Genomic DNA, 19,656 nt, shown 5'->3' on the forward strand with positions numbered 1-19,656 from the left:
GTTCCGGACGTAGGACACGCGTGTTCCGGACGTAGGACACGCGCGTTCCGGACGTAGGACACGCGCGGGCTGGAGGTCGGGCTCCCGGGGTCAGTGGGGGTTGGCCATGCGCAGGACGTCCAGGGCGCGGTCCAGGTCGGACTCGGAGAGCTTCGACGGGACGTGACCGCGTTCCAGGACGACCTCGCGGATGGTCTTGCGCTCGCGCAGGGACTGCTTGGCGATGGAAGCGGCCTCCTCGTAGCCCAGGTAGCGGTTGAGGGGGGTCACGATGGACGGCGACGACTCGGCGTACTCGCGCATCCGGTCGATCTGCGGTTCGGCGCCGGTCAGGACCTTGTCGGCGAGCAGCCGGGCCACGGCCGCCAGCAGGCGGGACGACTCCAGGACGTTGCGGGCGATCACGGGCAGCATCACGTTCAGCTGGAAGTTGCCCTGCGACCCGGCGAACGCCACCGCCGCGTCGTTGCCGATGACCTGCGCGACCACCATCATCGTGGCCTCGGAGATCACCGGGTTCACCTTGCCCGGCATGATCGACGAACCCGGCTGGAGGTCCGGCAGCGCCAGCTCGCCCAAGCCGGTGCGCGGTCCCGAACCCAGCCACCGCAGGTCGTTCGCGATCTTGTAGAGCCCCACGGCGGTGGCCCGCAGCTGCCCGGAGATCTCCACCACGCCGTCCTGCGTGGCCTGCGCCTCGAAGTGGTCGCGGGCCTCGGTCAGCGGCAGGCCGGTGACCGAGGCCAGCTCGGCGGCGACGGCCGCGCCGAACCCGGCGGGCGCGTTCAGGCCGCTGCCCACCGCCGTGCCGCCGATCGGCAGCTCGGCCAACCGGGGCAGCGACGAGGTGAGGCGCTCGACGCCGTAGCGGACCTGGGTCGCCCAGGCGCCCGCCTCCTGGCCCAGGGTGATCGGCACGGCGTCCATCAGGTGCGTCCGGCCCGACTTCACCAACGACGTCCAGTCGGCGGCACGGGCGTCCAGCACCGAGAGCAGGTGCTCCAGGGCCGGCACGACGTCCCGCGCCACCGCCTCCGTCGCCGCGACCCGCAGCGTGGTCGGGAACGTGTCGTTGGACGACTGCGAGGCGTTGACGTGGTCGTTCGGGTGCACGTCACGGCCCAGCGCGCGGGTCGCGAGGGTGGCGATCACCTCGTTGGCGTTCATGTTCGACGACGTGCCGGAGCCGGTCTGGAACACGTCCACCGGGAAGTGCCCGTCGTGCTCGCCCGCCGCGACGGCGTCGGCGGCGGCGGCGATGGCCGCCGCGACTTCGGGTTCCAGCACCCCCAACCGCTCGTTCACCCGCGCGGCGGCGGCCTTGAGCAGGCCCAGCGCGCGGATCTGGGCGCGCTCCAAGCCGCGCCCGGAGATCGGGAAGTTCTCCACCGCGCGCTGCGTCTGCGCACGCCACAGCGCGTCCGCCGGCACCCTGACCTCGCCCATGGTGTCGTGCTCGACGCGGTACTCCTGTTCAGCCATGCACCCGAGTTTGTCGCGCCTTGCCGTGTTCGGCCCGAGAAGGTGGGAAGAGTGGCCTGGAACACCTATGGTCGAGGGATGGAGCTTGAGGTCGACCTGCTGATCGTCGGTGCCGGCCCCACCGGGCTGTTCGCGGCGTACTACGCGGGGTTCCGGGACCTGTCGGTCGCGCTGGTCGACGCGCTGCCCGAGGCGGGCGGCCAGATCACCGCGATGTACCCGGAGAAGATGATCTTCGACGTGGCCGGGTTCCCGGCGGTGCGCGGGCGCGAGCTGGTGACCGCGCTCGTGCAGCAGGCCGACCAGTGGCAGCCGACGTACCTGCTCGGCCGCCAGGCCCGGACCCTGTCCACTGTGGATGGTCCGGCCGGTGGCGGGCGGTTGGAGGTCGGGCTGGCCGACGGCGGCGTGGTGCGCGCCGGCGCGGTGCTGATCACGGCGGGCATCGGCGAGTTCCGGCCGCGCCCGCTGCCCGCCGGCGACGGCTGGCTGGACCGGGGCATGGTGCACTTCGTGCCCAAGCTCAACGTGCACACCGGGCAGGACGTGGTGGTCGTCGGCGGCGGCGACTCGGCGTTCGACTGGGCGCTGGCGCTGCACCCGATCGCGGCCAGCGTCACGCTCGTGCACCGCCGGGCCACGTTCCGGGCGCACCCGCCGACCGTGCGGCAGGTCCGCGAGCTGGGCGTGGAGATCATCACCGACGCCGAGGTGCTCGAACTGCGCGGTGACGAGGGGCTGACCGAGGTGGAGCTGGGGCTCAAGGGCGGCGACCGCAAGGTGCTGCCCGCGCAGGCCGTCGTCGCGGCCCTCGGGTTCACCGCCGACCTCGGCCCGATCGAGTCGTGGGGCCTGGAGCTGGACCACCGGGCGGTGCTGGTGGACACCACCATGCGCACCGCCCGGGATCGCGTCTACGCGGCGGGCGACGTCGCCCACTACCCCGGCAAGGTCAAGCTGATCGCCACCGGGTTCGGCGAGGCCGCCACCGCGGTCAACAACATCGCCGTGCTGCTCAACCCGGAAGCACACCTGTTCCCGGGCCACTCCAGCAACGCGACTTAGGGCACCACCTGCACTTGCTCGCCGGGGAACAGGTTGTCGTAGAACACCAGCGACTCCTGCGGGCCCAGGCGGACGCAGCCGTGCGACTGCGTGTTCGTGTCACCCTGGTGGAACGCGATGCCGTTCGTGGTGAAGTACACCGCGTTCGGCATCGGCCCGTTGTAGGGCACGCTCCAGTCGTCCTTCACCTTGCGCAGCACGGGATAGGTGCCGGGCGGGGTCTCGTGGCCCGGCATCCCGTGGGACACCGGGACGGGGCCGTAGCTGGCGTTCCCGTCGTAGATCAGCCATGCCTGGTTGGTGGACAGTCGCACGCACGCGCCGTTCTGCACGGAGCACGGTGTGCCGGTCGCCGCGGAAGCGGGAGTCGCGAGGCCGAAGGTCAGGGCCGCCGCGGCTATCGCCGTCGTGCCGAGCGTCTTCCTCATCGCTATCACTCCTCGGTGTCAGGATTACCCACCAAGGAGTGATCCGACACACCCTGTTACGCAACCACCTGGACCTGGTCACCCACCCGGAGGGTGTGGAAGTACTTCGCCGCGGCTTCGCGGGCCAGGTGGATGCAGCCGTGGGACTCGTCCGTGAGGCTGCCCTCGTGGAACGCGATGCCGTTGCTGACGAAGTACGTCGAGTACGGCATCTCGGCCATGCCGAAGTCGCGGCTGTAGTCCAGTTCGACCTTCCACAGCACCGAGTGGTAGCCGACGGGCGTCTCGTAGCCGGGCCGCCCGGACGTGGTCGGCACCGGACCGTAGCTGACCTTGCCCTCGCTGATCAGCCACGACTCGTTGGTCGACAGCCGCACGCACGCGCCCTCGGTGATGTCGCACGGCGTGCCGGTCACGGTGACCGGCGGTGGCGGCGGCGCGGGCTGCGGGTCCGGGGTCGCGGTGGTCTCCGCCGTCGGCTCGGCGGCCGGAGTGGACGGGGCGGCGGCGGAGGACGAAGAGGACTCCGCCGACGGGGCGGCCGAAGCGGACGAGGAAGGACCAGTCGGGGACGTGGCCGGGCCGGAAGCCTCGGACGTCCCGCAAGCCGTTGCCAGCAAAGCGATTGCCACCAGTGCTGCTCTGCGCATCTCGCGCACCCCCCAGAGATCGTGCTGCGTATGACCCTGGAGACGCCGACCCGGAGGCCCTGGTTGCAGCGGTCCCGGTAACGAATCGGGAAGGGCCGCCCCACCCGGAGGAGGGACGGCCCTTCGAACGCGTGACCGAGCGGCTCAGACCGCGCCCGCGTACTGGCTGATCCACGAGCGGAACGCCGGCACGTCCATGTAGATCGACGGCGCAGTGGCGCAGGTGGAGCTGTTGTTGCCCGCGCGGCTGGTGGCGCCGATCAGCTGCCACACACCGTTCACGGACTTGACCTGCGGGCCGCCCGAGTCGCCGTAGCAGGCGCCCGCGTTGCCGTTCGGGTTGTTGGTGCAGATCTCGTACGAGCCGTAGATCCCCAGGCAGCTGCCGTCCGACACGATCGACGTGTTCAGCTCCTGCAGGATCGTCGGCGCGCCGCAGCCGCCGCGCGGGGCGCACGTCTGGCCCCACCCGATGATGCGGGTGGCCGTGCCGACCGCGCCCGACGACGCCGCCACCGCGATCGGCGTCTGGCCCACCGAGGTGGACAGGCGCACGAGCGCGATGTCGTACGACGCGTTGGTCACGATCTGCGCGCCGGTCGCGACCGTGCCGCCGCTGGTGCGGTTGGTCGTGCCGATGCGGGCCCGGATCGAGGACGCCGACCGGCCCTGCACGCAGTGCTTGGCCGTGACGACCCAGTTGGCCTTGATCAGCGAGCCGCCGCAGAAGTGGCTGCCCGTGGTGCTCTGCAGGGAGACCATCCACGAGTAGGTCTGCGTGGCGTTGCCGCCGCCCACGATGAACGGGGTGACGCCGTCGGTCGCCGGGGCCGCCGCCGCCCCGGCCGCCGAGGCGAGAGCCGCGCCGATCGCCACCGCGAAGGCGGTGAACAGGGTACGAACCTTCATCGCTTCCTCTCCGTCCCCGGCGCAGGGTGCTCGGGGACGGAACGGAAACTAGGGATGAACGCGACGTGATCACCACAGCCGATCGGCCGGTAACACTCGGTTCACAGTTGACAGCGCTCGGTGCCGGTCGGCCCGCGGGACGCGCCCGCCGGCTAGGGGAGCGGCGGCAGCGCGTCCTGGCCGGTGACCGGGATGTCGAAGTCGACCGACGAGTACTCGCGCAGCTTGGTCAGCCGGTGGAAGCCGTCGATCATCCGCACCGTGCCGGACTTCGAGCGCATCACGATCGACTGGGTCGTGCAGCCGCCCGCCCGGTAGTGCACGCCGCGCACCAGGTCGCCGTCCGTCACGCCGGTGGCGCAGAAGAACACGTTGTCGCCGCGCACCAGGTCGTCGGTCAGCAGCACGCGGTCCAGGTCGTGGCCCGCGTCCAGCGCCTTCTGCCGCTCCTCGTCGTCCTTGGGCCACAGCTTGGCCTGGATCGCGCCGCCCATGCACTTCAGCGCCGCCGCCGCGATGATCCCCTCCGGCGTGCCGCCGATGCCGACCAGCAGGTCGATGCCGGTGTTCGGCCGGGCCGCCGAGATCGCGCCCGCCACGTCACCGTCGGAGATGAAGTGGATCCGGGCGCCCGCCGCGCGCACCTCACCGACCAGCGACTCGTGCCGCGGCCGGTCCAGGACGCACACGGTCACGTCGGAGACGTCGCTGTGCTTGGCCTTCGCCACCCGGCGGATGTTCTCCGCGATCGGCGCGGTGATGTCGATGACGTCCGCCGCCTCCGGTCCGGTGGCGAGCTTCTCCATGTAGAACACCGCCGACGGGTCGAACATCGCGCCGCGCTCGGCGACCGCGAGCACCGCGAGGGCGTTCGGCATGCCCTTGGCCATCAACGTGGTGCCGTCGATCGGGTCGACCGCCACGTCGCACTCGGGGCCGTTGCCGTCGCCGACCTCCTCGCCGTTGAACAGCATGGGCGCCTCGTCCTTCTCGCCCTCGCCGATCACGACCACGCCGCGCATGGACACGGTGCCGATCAGCTTGCGCATGGCGTCCACCGCCGCGCCGTCGCCGCCGTTCTTGTCGCCGCGGCCCACCCAGCGCCCGGCGGCCATCGCGGCCGCCTCGGTCACCCGGACGAGTTCCAGCGCGAGGTTCCGGTCGGGTGCCTCGCGACGGCGCTCGGACGGGCTGCTGCCTGTGACCATGAGGTTCCTCCTGCGACTGCGATTACCGGCCGGTAGACCAATCCTCGCACGTCATCACACCTCGGCCACGTCCTCCTCGGTCACACTGAGTGCTTGATCGATCCGCTCCCGGGCGCCCGCGAGCTGCCGCTCGCACGTCTTCGCCAGGGCCTCGCCGCGTTCCCACAGCGCCAGCGAGTCCTCCAGCGACAGCCCTCCCGCCTCCAGCCTGCGGACCACCTCCACCAACTCGTCCCTGGCCTGCTCGTAGCCCGGCTCGCTCACGTGGACAACTTCCCCAATCGGTTCTGGACGTGCACCACGACGGTGGCGACCGCCTGGTCGTAGCCGATGAACGCCTCGGCGAACTCCGCGCCGTCGCCCTCGCGCACGGCGTCGTCGATGCGGTGCTCGGCGGCGGCGACGCGCCTGCGGTGCACCGAGCCGTGGCCCAGCCACCACCGCGTCCCGGCGTAGCCGGAGGTCGCCTCGGACAGGTCGTGTAACCGGTTGATCAACGTCTGCCTGCCCGACGTGCAACCGGCCACCAGGGCGAGCCAGCAGTCGGCGGCGGCCTGGTCGGCCGACTCGGCGCTGCTGCGCACGGCGCCGGCGCCTTCGTCGCCGGCCTCGCCCGCGGCGGCCACCGTCAAGGGCAGGAACGTGGGTTCACGTGCGGGGTTCGGCACCACCGCCTCCTTCTCGGGTCGCATCGCCGTCTCCACCGGGGGGCGCTTCGCCGTCCCCTCCGGAGGTGACGGCCGCGTGCACCGCGCCGTCGGCCACGCGCACCCTCAACCGGGTGCCCGCGGGAGCTTGGGAGGTCGAGCGGAGCACCCCGTCGACCCCGTCGGGGGTGACCAGTTGGACCACCGCGTAACCCCGCGCCAGCGTGGCGGCAGGCCCGAGGGTCGTCAAGCGCGCCGTGGTCGCGGTCAGACCGGAGGTCTCCGAGTCGAGGCGGTTGCGCACCGCCCGCCGGGCCCGCTCGCGCAGCCGGTCCACGTCCTCCGCGCGCCGGTCCAGCGGGCCGTGCGGGTCGGCGAGCGCGGGCCGCGTGCGCAGCGCCGCGAGCAGCTTGCGCTCCCGGTCGACCCAGCCGTGCAGGGCGCGCCGGCTGCGGTCGCGCAGCTGGCGGATCCGCTCGCCCTCCTCCGCGACGTCCGGCACGACCCGCTTGCCCGCGTCGGTCGGCGTGGAGCACCGCAGGTCGGCCACGTGGTCCACCAGCGGGGTGTCCGGCTCGTGCCCGATCGCGGACAGCACCGGCGTGCGGCACTGCGCCACCGCCCGGCACAGCGCCTCGTCCGAGAACGGCAGCAGGTCCTCGACGCTGCCGCCGCCGCGGGCCAGCACGATGACGTCCACCTCGGGGTCGCGGTCCAGAGTCGACAGTGCGGTGAGGATCTGCGGCACGGCCAGGGCGCCCTGCACCGCGACGTTGACCACCCGGAACCGGGCGCCCGGCCAGCGGGCCTGCGCGTTGGTCAGCACGTCCCGCTCGGCGGCCGACGCGCGTCCCGTGACGAGGCCGATCTTGTTCGGCAGGAACGGCGGCCTGCGCTTGCGCCGGGGGTCGAACAGGCCCTCGGCGTCGAGCAGCTTGCGCAGGCGTTCGATCCGGGCCAGCAGCTCGCCGATGCCGACCTGCCGGATCTCGTCCACGCGCAGGCTCAGCGTGCCCCGGTTGGGGAAGAAGTTGGGCTTGCCGTGCACCACCACGCGGCTGCCCTCGGACAGTTGCAGCTCGCGCACCATGCCCACGGGCGCGGTCAGCTGCATCGACATGTCCACGGACGGGTCGCGCAGGGTCAGGAACGCCGTCGCCGTGCCCGGACGCGCGCTGAGCTGGGTGACCTGGCCCTCCACCCACACGTCGCCGAGCCGGTTGATCCAGTCGAAGATCTTGCGCGCGACCGTGCGCACCGGCCACGGGTTCTCGGGGCTGGACTTCTCCTCGGTCACTGGTTCTCGAGGTTCGCGATGCGGCGGGTGAGCATGCCGGTGAACTCGGGGCGGGCGGCGTGGGTGCGCTCGTGCGCCAGCAGCTCTTCGAGGTCTTCCGCGCTCAGCGTGCGCAACCGCGCCCTGAGCTGCGCCAACGACAGCTCGTCGTAGTTCGGCAGCACGGCGGGCGGCTCGGCGGCCAGGGCCTGCTCCTCCACCGACCACGGGTCGTCGGCGTCGAGGTCGGCGCCGACGGCCGGCGCCGCGCCGCCTTCGTCCTCGTCGAACGTCGCCCACTCGGGCTCCTGCTCCACGGGCCGCAGCACGGACAGCGCGTCGTCGCCCTTGATTGCGAGTTCCGTCACCCGCTGCTGGAGCCGCATGGACAGCTGCAAGGCCTCACTGACCACGGTGACCGGGAGGCCCGCGAGTTGCCCCGGGAGCTTCCGGGCCTGCTCGACGGCGGTGACCGCCAGTCCCGCGGCGAGGCGGACGGTCAGGGGCAGTGGCTTCATGCCCTACAGCCTGCCGCAGTCGGCCGTCGGATGCCTACATCCGGCACGCCGTACCCTGGTGGTCATGGACAAGCGAGTGCTCCTGGCCAAGCCGCGTGGCTACTGCGCCGGTGTGGACCGTGCCGTCGTGACCGTCGAGAAGGCGCTCGAGCAGTACGGCGCGCCGGTCTACGTGCGCAAGGAGATCGTCCACAACAAGCACGTCGTGGAGACGCTGTCCCGGCGCGGCGCGATCTTCGTCGACGAGACGGACGAGGTGCCAGAGGGCGCGCTCGTGGTGTTCTCGGCGCACGGCGTGTCGCCCGCGGTGCACGAGGAGGCCGCCTCGCGGCAGCTGCGCACCATCGACGCCACCTGCCCGCTGGTGACCAAGGTCCACAACGAGGCCAAGCGGTTCGCCCGCGAGGACTACGACATCCTGCTCATCGGTCACGAAGGGCACGAGGAGGTCGAGGGCACCTACGGCGAGGCGCCCTCGCACATCCAGCTCGTGGACACCGCCGAGGACGTCGACAAGGTCGTGGTGCGCGATCCGTCCAAGGTGGTCTGGCTCTCGCAGACCACGCTGTCGGTGGACGAGACGATGGTGCGGGTGCGGCAGCTGCAGGACCGGTTCCCGGACCTGCAGGAGCCCCCGTCGGACGACATCTGCTACGCGACGTCCAACCGGCAGACCGCGGTGAAGACGATGGCGCCGGAGTGCGACCTGGTGCTGGTGGTCGGGTCGAAGAACTCGTCCAACTCGGTGCGGCTGGTCGAGGTGGCGCTGCAGGCGGGCGCGCGGGCGTCGTACCTGATCGACTACGCGAACGAGGTCGACCTCGCGTGGTTGGAGGGCGTGACGACGGTCGGCGTGACGTCGGGCGCGTCGGTGCCGGACATCCTGGTGATGGAGCTGCTGGAGTTCCTGGCGACGCACGGCTACGGCGACGTCGAGGAGATCACCACGGCGAACGAGAAGATCGCCTTCGCCCTGCCGCGCGAGCTGCGCAAGGACATGGTCCGCTAGGACGCGCGCCGGGGTGGCGGGTGCCCGCCACCCCGGCCGGTCCGGCTTCGCCCGGACCGGTGTCGGTCAGGCCCGGTCGCCCAGGCCCGGTCGGTCAGCCCCGGTCGTAGCGGTGGTCGGGCGCGTTCGGCGGCCACGCCACCCCGTCGTCCTTGTACCAGATCGGGTCGCAGACACCGGTCTCGCCGCACTTCTTCGCCCGGTCTCGCCAGCCGGCCATCGCCAGCAGCCCGGCCTTGTCGCCGCGCGAGAGCACCTGGTTCCAGCTCGTCACGTCGTCCGCGGTCCGCCCGCCCATGAGCGTGTACTGGCCGTGGAACTCGGCGAAGTAGTGGTTGAGCCCCATGTGGTGGCCGAACTCGTGCATCACCTTGAGCGCGATCTGGTAGCGGGCCTCCCGGTCGCCGTCGAGGCTGTCCTCCACCAGGTCGGTCCACTGCGGCAGGTGCGCGAAGCTGATGTTGCCGCCGGTGAGGGCCAGGCCCCGCCGGTCGAGGGTGCTGCCCGGGTAGGCGATCCCGACGGCGCCGGTCAGCTGCGGGTCGAAGGTGATGCTGATCTGGTTGGCCGGCCGCGGCGTGGTCAGGTACGGCTCGCCGTCGTAGTCGAGGTACTCCAGGCGCCCGCCGACCCACTTGTTGGTCTCCAGGACCATGGTGGAGAGCACCTCGTCGAAGCCCTCCAGCCACCGCTCCTCCTGCGCCAGCCTCGGGTCGTTCTCGGGCAGGCCGCGACGGTTGCGGTACAGCTTGACCGTGTAGTGGTCCATCAGCTCGTAATAGGCGGGATTGGCCAGGCCCCGGTACTGGGTGAGGTTGAAGCCGTACTGGTTCCGCTGGTCGCGCGCGTCACCGGCATAAGGGTCGACCAGCATCTTGTCCGGCTGGTAGGGCGTGCGCCCCAGGCTCGGGTCGAACGGGGGCGCGGCGGCCGAGGCGGGCGTGGTCAGCACCGCCGAGGCCAGCACCGCCGCGAGGGCGGCCACACCGAGGCGCGCTCCGCCGGTGATCGTGCGCATGGGAATTCTCCATTCGCGATCTGCGCGCGTCGGAAAACGCGCGAAAAGGCCGGAAAATGTCCCCCGGGTGGTGGGGCGGCGGTGCTTCGACCCGGGTCAACCCGCCTGTCGGGAAAAGTCGTCCGCGCGTTAGCGGCGCACCGGCGGTGATTTTTTATTCCATTCCGGCGGGCGCACGAGGAGTCCGCGGCGATCCTCGCACGGAGGTACGACAGCCCGGCTCGTGCGCGGCGTTGAGCTGCGCTGATCGTGAACGTGGTTGGCGCGGGGGTGAAGTTCGCGTTTCCTGGGACGATGAGCACCGTGCTGATCGGGGTGGAGAACGTGGCCACCCCCAAGTGGGCCCGTCGTCGTGGCGGGACGTCGGTGAGCTTGGGCAAGGCCCTCAAGAGCCTGCCGTCGGCGGTGGCGATGGTGGTCCGCCTCGCCTGGCGCACCTCGCCCCGGCTCACCGTGCTGGCCGGCGTGGTGCACGTGCTGTCCGGCTGCGTGACCGCGTTCGGGCTGCTCGCCACGGCCGACGTGTTCTCCGCGCTGCTGCGGGACGGGCCCACGCCGCAGCGGGTGGTGGAGGCGCTGCCCGCGCTGGCGGTGGTGGTCGGGTCGTTCGTGGTCCGCGCGTTGCTCGACACGGCGGTCGCCGCGGTGGAGAGCTCGCTGCGGCCCCGCGTCACCCGTGAGGCGAACGACGAGGTGACGGCGGTCCTCGTGCGCGCCCAGCTCCTCGCGTTCGAGGACGCCGACTTCCGCGAGCTGGCCCGGCAGGGCGGGCGGCGCGGCGTGCGCTCGCTGGAGAGCAGCCTGCGGTACCTGGCGGACCTGCTGTCCGGCGGCATCTCGCTCGTCGCGGCGGTGGTGACGGTCGGGTTCCTCAACCCGTGGCTGGCGCCGGCGCTGCTGCTGGCCGCGTTCGCGAACGCCTGGGCGTCGGCGCGGGCGTCCAAGCTGCGCTACGAGCACTTCCTCGACTCGGTGACCCGCAACACCCGCAAGGGCGTGGTGGAGGAGGTCGCCACCGAGCGCGACTTCGCGCTGGAGCGGCACGCCCTGACGTTGCAGGAACAGCTGCTCGGCGAGCACCGGCGCATCGCGGACAGCCTCATGGCCGACGAGATCCGGATGGCGCACCGCACGAACCTGGTGCGGCTGACCGGGCGCTCGCTGGCCGGCGTCGGCACCGCGATCGCCTACGTCGTGCTGGGCTTCCTGCTGCACACCGGCGGCATGGAGCTGGCGTTGGCGGGCACGGCGGTGCTGGCCATGCGCACCGGGTTCTCGTCGCTGGCGTCGACCACCCGGGCGGTCAACTCGCTGTACGAGGACTCCTTCTACATCGACTTCTACCGCAAGCTGCTGGTCGAGGGCGCGGAACGGGCCCAGGGCAGCTCGCCGGTCAAGGCGCCGGAGGACCCGGAGAGCATCACGCTCACCGACGTCTCGTTCACCTACCCGGGCGCGCCGAAGCCCGCGCTGCGAGAGGTGAACCTGACCGTGGCGAAGGGTGAGGTCGTCGCGCTGGTGGGGGAGAACGGCTCGGGCAAGACGACCCTCGGCAAGGTGCTGACCGGCCTGTACCCGGCGTCGTCGGGCACGGTGGCGTGGGACGGCGTCGACCTGGCCGAGGCCGACCCGCACTCGGTGCACTCGTCCATCGCGGTGATCGCGCAGGACCCGGCGCAGTGGCCGATGACCGCCCGGCACAACGTGACGGTCGGCCGGCTGGAGCGCGAGGACGACGAGGCGTGGCAGGAGGCGGTGGCGAAGTCGGGCGCGGACGAGGTGCTGGCGAGCCTGCCCGCCGGGCCGGACACCGTGCTGTCGCGGCAGTTCAACGACGGGCAGGACCTGTCCGGCGGGCAGTGGCAGCGGATGGGCATCGCGCGCGGCATGTACCGGGACGCGGCGGTGCTGGTGGCCGACGAGCCGACGGCGGCGCTGGACGCCAAGGCGGAGGCGAGGGTGTTCGAGGGGCTGCGGGAGGCGACCGCGCGGCGCACCACGATCCTGGTGACGCACCGGCTGGCGAACATCCGCAACGCCGACCGGATCGTCGTGCTCGACCAGGGCCGGATCATCGAGCAGGGCACGCACGAGCAGCTGATGGCGTTGCGCGGGCACTACTTCGAGCTGTTCGAGCTCCAGGCCTCGGCGTACCGGGGCGGCCTGCTCGCGTCCTAGCCCGGCAGACGTGGACCACGACCGGGCGGCGGGTGGAGGGTGCCGCCCGGCGCCCGTCGCCCGGTCGTGGGGTCTGCCTCGCGGCGGCGGCGCGCGCGGGGGAGTCGTGGCTGTGGCCCTCCCCCAATGAAGGTCACAGCCGGCGACCCGTGTGGTCGAGCCTGGCGCACGCCGGTACAGCGGCGGTACACCGGCGGTCCACGGCCGGGGGCCCGCCGGTGCGCTACGTTCGGAGCCGCCTCGGTCGTGGGGACGGCCGCGGCGCTGGGGAGTGTGCCGAGTGCTGTTCCGGGTCCTGGGCGCGGTTGACGTCGTGCGGTCCGACGGGGTGCGCGTTCCCGTCGACGCCCGGAAGCCGCGGGTGCTGCTGGCCACGCTGCTGCTGCACGCCGGCGAGTGGGTGAGCGTCGAGCGGCTGGTCGAGGCCCTCTGGCCGGAGGGCGCGCCGCCCTCGGCGGAGAAGAACACCAAGACCTACGTGTGGAAGCTGCGCGGGCTGCTCGGCGGCGAGCGGATCGACGGCGGTCGGGCCGGCTACCGGGTCCGGGTGGCGGAGGGCGAGCTCGACGCGCACCGGTTCGAGGCGCTGGTCCGGGCGGGACGGCGGCACGGGGACGCGGGCCTGCACCGGCAGGCGGAGGCGGCGTTCGCCGAGGCGCTGGGGCTGTGGCGCGGCGACCCGTTCCGCGACCTGGCGGGCCCCGACGCCGACAGCGTGCGGGCCAGGCTGGTCGAACGCCGGCTGACCGCGCTGGAAGGGCACGCGGCGGCGTCGTCCGCCCTGGGGTCGCACGAGGAGGCGGCGGTCGCGCTGGCCGGCCTGGTCGCGCGGCACCCGTTCCGGGAGCGGTTGCGGGGCGCGCTGATGACCGCGCTGTACCGGGCGGGCCGCCAGGCGGAGGCGCTGGACGTCTACGACGAGGGCCGCGTGCTGCTCGACCGGGAGCTGGGCCTGCGGCCGGGCGAGGAGCTGCGCCGGCTGCACCTGGACATCCTCAACCAGGACCCGAACCTGGCCGTCGACCGGGAGCCGGCCCCGTCCGGGTGGACCGGCCCCGCCCAGGTCCCCGCCGCCGTCGTCGGGTTCACCGGCCGTGCCGAGCACGTGCGGCGGCTCGACGGCCTGCTCTCGCGGACCGACGACCGGCAGCCCTCGCCGGTCGCGGTGATCACCGGCACCGGCGGCGTCGGCAAGACCGCCCTGGCCGTGCACTGGGCGCACCGCGCGCGCGACCGGTTCCCCGACGGGCAGCTCTACGTCGACCTGCGCGGGTACGACCCGGACCTGCCGGTCGGCCCCGGTGACGCGCTGTCGGGCTTCCTGCGCGCGTTGGGCGTCGACTCCCGGGACATCCCGCGCGACCTGGACGAGCGGTCCGCCGCGTTCCGGTCCCTGCTGGCGGGCCGTCGGGTGCTCGTGGTGCTCGACAACGCCCGCACGGCCGCCCAGGTCCGGCCGCTGCTGCCCGGGTCGCCGGGCTGCCTGGTGCTGGTGACCAGCCGCGACTCGCTGCGCGGGCTGGTCGCGAAGGACGGCGCGACCCGGCTGCGCCTCGACCTGCTGCCCGCCGACGAGGCCCGCGACCTGCTGCGCGCGCTGATCGGCGACCGCGCGGCGGCGGACCCGCGCGCGGCGGGCGTCCTGGCGGAGCTGTGCGCCCGGCTGCCGCTGGCCCTGCGCCTGGCCGCCGAGCTGGCCACCGGCCGGCCCTCCGCGTCGCTGGCCGACCTCGTCGGCGAGCTGACCCGCGAGCAGGACCGGCTGGACCGGCTCGACGACGACGCCGACCCCCACGCGGCGCTGCGGTCGGCGTTCTCGTGGTCCTACCGGCAGCTCTCCCCGGCGGTCGCCCGGGTGTTCCGGCTGCTGGGCGCGCACCCGTGCCACGAACTCGGTCTCGCCGCCGTCGCCGCGCTGACCGGCTCCGACGAGGCCGCGGCCCGGCGGCACGTCGACGTCCTGGTCCGGTCGCACCTCGTGGAGACCACCGCCGACGGCCGGTTCCAGATGCACGACCTGCTGCGCGCCTACGCCCGCGGCCTCGCCGCCGAGGTCGACGCCGCCGACGGGCGGGCCGCCGCGCTGCACGCCCTGGCCGACCACTACGTGCGCGTGGCGGCGGTCGCGATGGGCCTGTTCGACCCCGCGGACCCCGCCGACCCCGCCGGGCGGCGGTCCGCGCCGGCGCCGACCGACCCGACCACCCGTGCCGACGCGGTGGCGTGGCTGGAGGCCGAGCGGGCGAACCTCCTCGCGGTCGCCGAGCACGCGGCCCGGCACGGCGACGCCGGGCACGCGGAGGAGCTGACCGCCACGCTGTGGCGCTACTTCCACGTCCGCGGCCATCACGACGAGTCCCTCGCCCTGCACACCCACGCCCTGGTGGCCGGCCGGCGGCGGGCGGACCGCGTCGCCGAAGGGGCCGCGCTCACCGGCCTCGGCGTGGCGTGCGAGCGGCTGGGCCGCTACGAGGAGGCGTTGCGCCACCACGAGCGGGCCGTCGCGGTCGGGCGGGAGACCGGTGACGTGAGCTTCACCGGCCGGGCGCTGAAGAACCTGGGTGTCGTGCTGCGCCGCCTCGGACGCCACGACGAGTCGCAGCGGAGCTTCCAGGAGGCGCTGGCCATCGCCAGGGCCATCGGCAACCGGCGCGGCGAGGCGGGCGTGCTGTGCAGCCTGGCGCTGGTGCACGAGGCGTCGGGGCGCTACGAGGAGGCGCTGCGGCACGTGGAGCGGGCCCTGGCGGCCGTGCCGGACGTCGACAACGACCACGCGCTGGTGGACCACCTCCAGGCGAACCTGGGGCTGGTCCACCTCCGGCTGGGCCGCTGGGAGGTCGCCGGGAAGCACCTGGACGAGGCGCTCGCGGGCGCGCGGGCGACCGGCAACCGCGACCTGGAGGCCGAGGTGCTCGACACCCTGGGCGAACTGGCGACCGCCGAGGGCGACCCGGGCCGCGCGGTGGACCACCACCACGAGGCGTTGGCGCTGACCCGCCGCACCGGCGACCGGCACGAGGAGGCCCGCGCCCACGACGGTCTGGCCCGCGCCTACGCGGCCTGGGGCAGACCGGAGGACGCCCGCCGGCACCGGCTGCTCGCCACGCGCCGGGCGCCCGGCGCGCGTCCGGTCGACGGTGGGAGTCGAGCGCCGGGGTGACGCACGGGCGCCGTCAGCGGCCGCCGAGGTCCGGGGGTCTCCGCGGGGTCAGGCCGTCAGCTCCAGCGAGGAACCCTCCCGGGCCTTGCGGACGCGCAGCCGGGTCGGGATGCGCTGCCGCAGCTCCTCCACGTGCGAGACGAGGCCGACGACCCGGCCGCCGGCGCGCAGCTCGTCCAGCGTCGTCATCACCAGCTCCAGCGTCTCGGCGTCGAGCGTGCCGAAACCCTCGTCGATGAACAGCGTGTCCAGCACGGCGCCCGCCGCGACCACGTCGGCCAGGCCGAGGGCCAGGGACAGCGACGCCAGGAACGACTCGCCGCCGGACAGCGTCTTCGCCGGCCGCTGCTGCCCCGAGTAGTCGTCCATGACGTCGAGGCCCAGCCCGCCCCTCGTGCCCCGCGGACCGGCCTCGACCGAGTGCACGAACCGGTAGCGGCCCTGGCTCATCCGCTCCAGCCGGGCGCCGGCGGCCACCGCGACCTCCTCCAGCCGGGCGGCCAGCACATAGGTGCGCAGGGTCATGCTCTTCGTGTTCTGCCCCGACCCGTTGATCACGTCGGTCAGCGCGTCCAGCTCGGCGAACTCCGCCTCCACCGGCTCCAGCCGCAGCCACGCGTCGCGGAGCTGCCCGGCCAGGTCGGCGGCGCGGGCGGCCCTGGTGCGGGCGTTGGTCAACGCGGTGGCGGCCTCGGTCGCGCCGTCGCCCGCCACCCGGAACCGCTCCTCCGCGCCCGCCACGTCGACCTCGGTGTCCGGGTCGGTGTCGGGCAGCTCGGCCAGCGTGCTCTCGGCCGCCGTCCGGGTGTTCTCGACCTCGCGGATCCGGGTCTCCAGCTCGGCGACGGCGGAAGCCGGGCGGGCCGCGGCCAGGGCGTCGGCCACGTCGGCGAACCCGGCCAGCGACGCCAGCCGCGCCACCTCCAGCCGCTGGTCGGCCAGCCGCTCCTCGTGCTCGGCCACGGCGGCGCGGCGCGCGGCCAGCCCGGTCACCGCGTCCGCCAGGTCGCCGAGGTGCGCCCGCCGGGTCACCACGTCCGGGAAGTCGCCGCGCGCCTCCTCCAGCCGCGCGCCCCGCTCCTCGACGGCCTCGACCAGCTGCGCCCGCTGCGCGCCCGCCTCGGCCAGCTCGCGCTCCAGCGCGCCGCGCCGGTCGAGCGCGCGGCGCACCTCGGCCTCCAGCTCCGCCAGCGCGGCCTGCCTGCTCTCCAGCTGCTCGGCCCGCGCGGCGACGGACCGGTGCTCGCGGTCCAGCTCGGCCGGCGGCCGGTCGCCCAACTGCTCGCGCAGCAGCGCCAGCCGCTCGCCCAGCCGGTGCGACTCCCGCTCGGCCCGCTGACGCCGGTCCAGGGCCCGCTGGTCCTCGTCGGCGGCGCGGTCCTCGTCCAGGGCCGTCACCGCGTCCGGCACCGGCCGCGCCGGCGACGGGTGCTCGGCCGAACCGCACACCGGGCACCCGTGGCCCGCGCGCAGCTGCCCGGCCAGCTCGACCGCCATGCCGTCCAGCCGGTCCCGGCGGATCCGCAGCAGCTTCTCCCGGGCCGCCTGCTGCGCGTCCACCGCGTCCCGCCGGGCCTCGTCCGCCTCCCGGAACGCCCGCTCGACGCGCGGCAGCTCCGCCGCGGCGCCGGCCAGTCCCGCCACCTGCGGCAGCCGGGCGGCGGCCTCGGCCGACTCCTCGACCGCGCTCCTCGCGGCGGACAGCCGGTGCGGCACCTCGTCCAGCTGCGCGACCAGCGTGGCCAGCCCCTGGGACGTGGTGGCGACGTCGCGGTCCAGCTGCGCGATCCGCCGCTGGTCCGCGCGCTGCCGTTCGGCTTCGGCGGCCAGCCCGGTCAGGCCGCCCGCCTCCTCGCGGAAGCGCTCGCCGTCACCGCGGAGATCCACGCCCTCGTAGCCCAGCGCGGACACGGCGGTGGCCGCCGCCCGCTCCTGGGCGACGGCGGCGTCGAGCTCGCGGGCCAGCTTCACCGCGCGTTCCTGGGCGGGCACGACGACCGCCGCCTGCCGGGCCGCGTCGCGTTCGGCGACCCACGCCCGCAGGCTCGGCTCGACCTCGGCGTACCGGTCGAGGTGGCGGCGCGCGTCCCGCACCCGCCGGACCCGTTCCTGCCGCGCCCGCGCCTCCTGCCAGTCCCGCTCGGCGAGGGCGCGCCGGTCGGACGCCTCGGCCGAGACCTGCTCGGCGTCGCGCTCGTCCTCGTCCAGCCGCTTGAGCAGGGAGCTGAGCCACTCCTGGTCGCCGCCGCCCGCCGGCGGCTCCTCCAGCGCGACCTCGGCGACCCGCAGCGCCAGGTCGTGGCGCACCCGGCCGAGCCGCTCGACCTCGCGCCTGCGCTCCGCGCGGCGTTCCCGGAACCACTTCTCCACGTCCAGGAACCGCTCCGTGCCGAACAGCTTCTCCAGCAGCTTCTCCCGCTCGGCGGTCTCCGCGCGCAGGAACCGGGCGAACTCGCCCTGCGGCAGCAGCACCACCTGGAAGAACTGCTCGGCGGTCATCCCGAGCAGGCCCTCGACCTCGCGGGCCACGTCGTCGATGCGGCTGTGCCCCTCGCCGGTCCACCCGCCGACCCACGTCAACGACACCTGCGCCTGCTGGCGGGTCGCGCCGTCGCCGCGCTTCTTCGGCCGCTCGTACTCGGGGCTGCGCTTGATCCGGAACCGCCGGCCGCGCACGGTCAGCTCCAGCTCCACGTACGTGGGCGTGTCGCGGTCGGCGTAGTCGCAGCGCAGGCGCTTCACGTCGCCGCGCGCGCCGGGCACCTTGCCGAACAGCGCGAACGCCACCGCGTCGAGCAACGTCGTCTTGCCCGCGCCCGTGTCGCCGTGCAGGAGGAACAGGCCGTCCGCGCCCAGCAGGTCGAAGTCGACCTCCTCGCGCACCGCGTACGGGCCGAACCCGCTCACCGCCAACCGGTGCAGCTTCACGCCTCGTCCTCCCGGGCCGCCGCGGCGAACGCCTCGCGCAGCAGGTCGAGTTCCCGCGGGTTCGGCTGCTCGCCGCGCACGTCCTCGACGAAGCAGCAGGCGATCTCCTCGTCGTCGCGCCCGCGCACCCGTTCGGCGAACCGCAGCTCACCGGTCCGCCCGCCCTCCGGCCGCCACTCCACGTGCACCGCGTGCGGGAACCGCTTCTGCAGCCGGCGCAACGCGTCCAGCGGCCGCACCCGGTCGGTCAACGTGACGGACAGGAAGTGGTCCTCCACCGGCTCGTGCGCCGGGTCCAGCAGCAGGTCCTCGAGCGCGCCGCTCAGCGTCGACAGCGCGCGGGGCACCGGCAGCGAGTGCCGCCGCGCCCCGGCGAGCCCGCCCGCGTCCAGCTCGACCAGCCACACCGACTTGCGGTGCCGCGCCTCGGAGAACGAGTACGCCACCGGGCTGCCCGAGTACCGCAGGTGCTCCGCCAGCGTCTGCTGCCCGTGCAGGTGGCCCAGCGCCACGTAGTCGACCCCGGCGAACACCGCGCCCGACACGTCCTGCACCCCGCCCACCGCGATGGTGCGCTCCGACTCGCACGGCTCGCCGCCGGTGACGAACGCGTGCGCGAGCACGACCGACCGCGTGTTCCCGCGGGCCGCCAGGTCCTGCTTGACCAGCCGCATCGCCTCGGTGAGCACGCCGCCGTGGCCCTTGGCCTCCACGCCGAGCGCGTGCCGCGCCGTCTCCGGCTCCAGGAACGGGATCCCGTACACCGCGACCGGGCCGTGCTCGTCGGCGAACAGCACCGGGTCGTGCAGCTCGGCCACGCGCGTGCGCAGGTGCAGGCCGCCCGCCTCGGCGAACGCGCCCAGGAAGCCCAGCCGGGCCGCCGAGTCGTGGTTGCCGGGCGTGATCACGATCTTCGCGCCGGCCTCGCGGATGCGCTTGAGCACCCGGGAGCACACCGCGACGGCTTCCGCGTTCGGCACCGCCCGGTCGAACAGGTCTCCCGCCACCACGACCGCGTCCACCCGCTCGTCCGACACGGTGTCGGCGAGGCCGCCGAGCACCGACTCCTGCTCTTGCAGCAGGTCACGGCCGTGGAAGGTGCGCCCCACGTGCCAGTCGGACGTGTGCAGGATCTTCACGGCGGTCACGGTAGGGCCGTTCGGCCGTTCGATCGGCCAAC

General features: G+C 73.8%; 16 protein-coding genes. 4 read left to right on the forward strand and 12 right to left on the reverse strand.

Annotated features, from left to right (window positions below):
- Nucleotides 1-90 precede the first annotated feature (90 nt).
- Entirely contained in the window at nt 91-1,482 is a 1,392-nt protein-coding gene (locus tag IOD16_RS00970) for a class II fumarate hydratase (protein WP_201438535.1), read from the reverse strand.
- A 78-nt stretch (nt 1,483-1,560) separates the two neighbouring features.
- Between IOD16_RS00970 and IOD16_RS00975 the strand changes: the two genes are divergently transcribed.
- A complete protein-coding gene (locus IOD16_RS00975; RefSeq protein WP_201438536.1) occupies nt 1,561-2,547 on the forward strand; it encodes an NAD(P)/FAD-dependent oxidoreductase in 987 nt (328 codons plus the stop codon).
- Here IOD16_RS00975 and IOD16_RS00980 read toward each other — a convergent pair.
- The 8 genes from IOD16_RS00980 to IOD16_RS01015 all read right to left on the reverse strand — a co-directional run bounded on the left by IOD16_RS00980 (nt 2,544) and on the right by IOD16_RS01015 (nt 8,183).
- Complete coding sequence (locus IOD16_RS00980; RefSeq protein ID WP_123744112.1) at nt 2,544-2,975, reverse strand: L,D-transpeptidase; 432 nt, start codon at nt 2,973-2,975, stop codon at nt 2,544-2,546. The genes IOD16_RS00975 and IOD16_RS00980 overlap by 4 nt on opposite strands.
- 56 nt (nt 2,976-3,031) lie before the next feature.
- Entirely contained in the window at nt 3,032-3,607 is a 576-nt protein-coding gene (locus IOD16_RS00985; protein ID WP_236594669.1) for a L,D-transpeptidase, read from the reverse strand.
- 162 nt (nt 3,608-3,769) lie between these two features.
- Entirely contained in the window at nt 3,770-4,534 is a 765-nt protein-coding gene (locus IOD16_RS00990; RefSeq protein ID WP_123744111.1) for a S1 family peptidase, read from the reverse strand.
- Between the two features lie 152 nt (nt 4,535-4,686).
- Nucleotides 4,687-5,742 (reverse strand): class II fructose-bisphosphatase, encoded by a 1,056-nt coding sequence (gene glpX / locus IOD16_RS00995; RefSeq protein WP_123744110.1) that lies wholly within the window; start codon nt 5,740-5,742, stop codon nt 4,687-4,689.
- Between the two features lie 54 nt (nt 5,743-5,796).
- The gene (locus tag IOD16_RS01000) at nt 5,797-6,006 is read right to left on the reverse strand and encodes an exodeoxyribonuclease VII small subunit (protein WP_123744109.1); all 210 of its coding nucleotides are present in this window, start codon (nt 6,004-6,006) and stop codon (nt 5,797-5,799) included.
- Complete coding sequence (locus IOD16_RS01005) at nt 6,003-6,434, reverse strand: sugar ABC transporter substrate-binding protein (protein ID WP_201438538.1); 432 nt, start codon at nt 6,432-6,434, stop codon at nt 6,003-6,005. Before IOD16_RS01005 ends, IOD16_RS01000 begins: the two co-directional genes overlap by 4 nt.
- Nucleotides 6,391-7,686 carry an exodeoxyribonuclease VII large subunit gene (xseA, locus tag IOD16_RS01010; RefSeq protein ID WP_201438539.1) on the reverse strand — a complete coding sequence of 432 codons (1,296 nt, stop codon included), beginning with the start codon at nt 7,684-7,686 and terminating at the stop codon, nt 6,391-6,393. The genes IOD16_RS01005 and xseA overlap by 44 nt, the downstream gene beginning before the upstream one ends.
- On the reverse strand, nt 7,683-8,183 hold the full coding sequence (locus tag IOD16_RS01015; protein WP_201438540.1) for a lipid droplet-associated protein: 501 nt from the start codon (nt 8,181-8,183) through the stop codon (nt 7,683-7,685). The genes xseA and IOD16_RS01015 overlap by 4 nt, the downstream gene beginning before the upstream one ends.
- A gap of 64 nt (nt 8,184-8,247) precedes the next feature.
- On the opposite strand from IOD16_RS01015, the gene IOD16_RS01020 reads away from it, so the two are divergent.
- Nucleotides 8,248-9,192, forward strand: coding sequence for a 4-hydroxy-3-methylbut-2-enyl diphosphate reductase (locus tag IOD16_RS01020; protein ID WP_201438541.1), 945 nt, complete (start codon nt 8,248-8,250; stop codon nt 9,190-9,192).
- Between the two features lie 94 nt (nt 9,193-9,286).
- Here IOD16_RS01020 and IOD16_RS01025 read toward each other — a convergent pair whose 3' ends face one another.
- Nucleotides 9,287-10,210 (reverse strand): hypothetical protein, encoded by a 924-nt coding sequence (locus IOD16_RS01025; RefSeq protein WP_201438542.1) that lies wholly within the window; start codon nt 10,208-10,210, stop codon nt 9,287-9,289.
- Between the two features lie 294 nt (nt 10,211-10,504).
- Here IOD16_RS01025 and IOD16_RS01030 point away from each other — a divergent pair, with 294 nt between their 5' ends.
- Both IOD16_RS01030 and IOD16_RS01035 read left to right on the forward strand, forming a co-directional pair.
- Nucleotides 10,505-12,388: an ABC transporter ATP-binding protein gene (locus tag IOD16_RS01030; RefSeq protein ID WP_123744105.1), complete on the forward strand. Its 1,884-nt coding sequence runs from the start codon at nt 10,505-10,507 to the stop codon at nt 12,386-12,388.
- A gap of 280 nt (nt 12,389-12,668) precedes the next feature.
- The gene (locus IOD16_RS01035) at nt 12,669-15,548 is read left to right on the forward strand and encodes an AfsR/SARP family transcriptional regulator (protein WP_201438543.1); all 2,880 of its coding nucleotides are present in this window, start codon (nt 12,669-12,671) and stop codon (nt 15,546-15,548) included.
- Between the two features lie 48 nt (nt 15,549-15,596).
- On the opposite strand, the gene IOD16_RS01040 is transcribed toward IOD16_RS01035, so the two are convergent.
- On the reverse strand, nt 15,597-18,476 hold the full coding sequence (locus tag IOD16_RS01040; protein ID WP_201438544.1) for an AAA family ATPase: 2,880 nt from the start codon (nt 18,474-18,476) through the stop codon (nt 15,597-15,599).
- Complete coding sequence (locus IOD16_RS01045; RefSeq protein WP_201438545.1) at nt 18,473-19,615, reverse strand: exonuclease SbcCD subunit D; 1,143 nt, start codon at nt 19,613-19,615, stop codon at nt 18,473-18,475. The genes IOD16_RS01040 and IOD16_RS01045 overlap by 4 nt, the downstream gene beginning before the upstream one ends.
- Between the last annotated feature and the right edge of the window lie 41 nt (nt 19,616-19,656).

Origin of the sequence: Saccharothrix sp. 6-C, from assembly GCF_016695385.1 — a bacterium.
Classification (GTDB): Bacteria; Actinomycetota; Actinomycetes; order Mycobacteriales; family Pseudonocardiaceae; genus Actinosynnema; species Actinosynnema texasense.

What these genes read in the sequence shown, in the direction of transcription:
- IOD16_RS01015 (WP_201438540.1), bottom strand. Translation starts at nt 8,183, where the DNA reads ATGAAGCCACTGCCCCTGACCGTCCGCCTCGCCGCGGGACTGGCGGTC.
- IOD16_RS01020 (WP_201438541.1), top strand. Translation starts at nt 8,248, where the DNA reads ATGGACAAGCGAGTGCTCCTGGCCAAGCCGCGTGGCTACTGCGCCGGT.
- IOD16_RS01005 (WP_201438538.1), bottom strand. Translation starts at nt 6,434, where the DNA reads ATGCGACCCGAGAAGGAGGCGGTGGTGCCGAACCCCGCACGTGAACCC.
- IOD16_RS01030 (WP_123744105.1), top strand. Translation starts at nt 10,505, where the DNA reads ATGAGCACCGTGCTGATCGGGGTGGAGAACGTGGCCACCCCCAAGTGG.
- IOD16_RS00975 (WP_201438536.1), top strand. Translation starts at nt 1,561, where the DNA reads ATGGAGCTTGAGGTCGACCTGCTGATCGTCGGTGCCGGCCCCACCGGG.
- IOD16_RS01025 (WP_201438542.1), bottom strand. Translation starts at nt 10,210, where the DNA reads ATGCGCACGATCACCGGCGGAGCGCGCCTCGGTGTGGCCGCCCTCGCG.
- IOD16_RS00990 (WP_123744111.1), bottom strand. Translation starts at nt 4,534, where the DNA reads ATGAAGGTTCGTACCCTGTTCACCGCCTTCGCGGTGGCGATCGGCGCG.
- IOD16_RS00970 (WP_201438535.1), bottom strand. Translation starts at nt 1,482, where the DNA reads ATGGCTGAACAGGAGTACCGCGTCGAGCACGACACCATGGGCGAGGTC.
- glpX (WP_123744110.1), bottom strand. Translation starts at nt 5,742, where the DNA reads ATGGTCACAGGCAGCAGCCCGTCCGAGCGCCGTCGCGAGGCACCCGAC.
- IOD16_RS00980 (WP_123744112.1), bottom strand. Translation starts at nt 2,975, where the DNA reads ATGAGGAAGACGCTCGGCACGACGGCGATAGCCGCGGCGGCCCTGACC.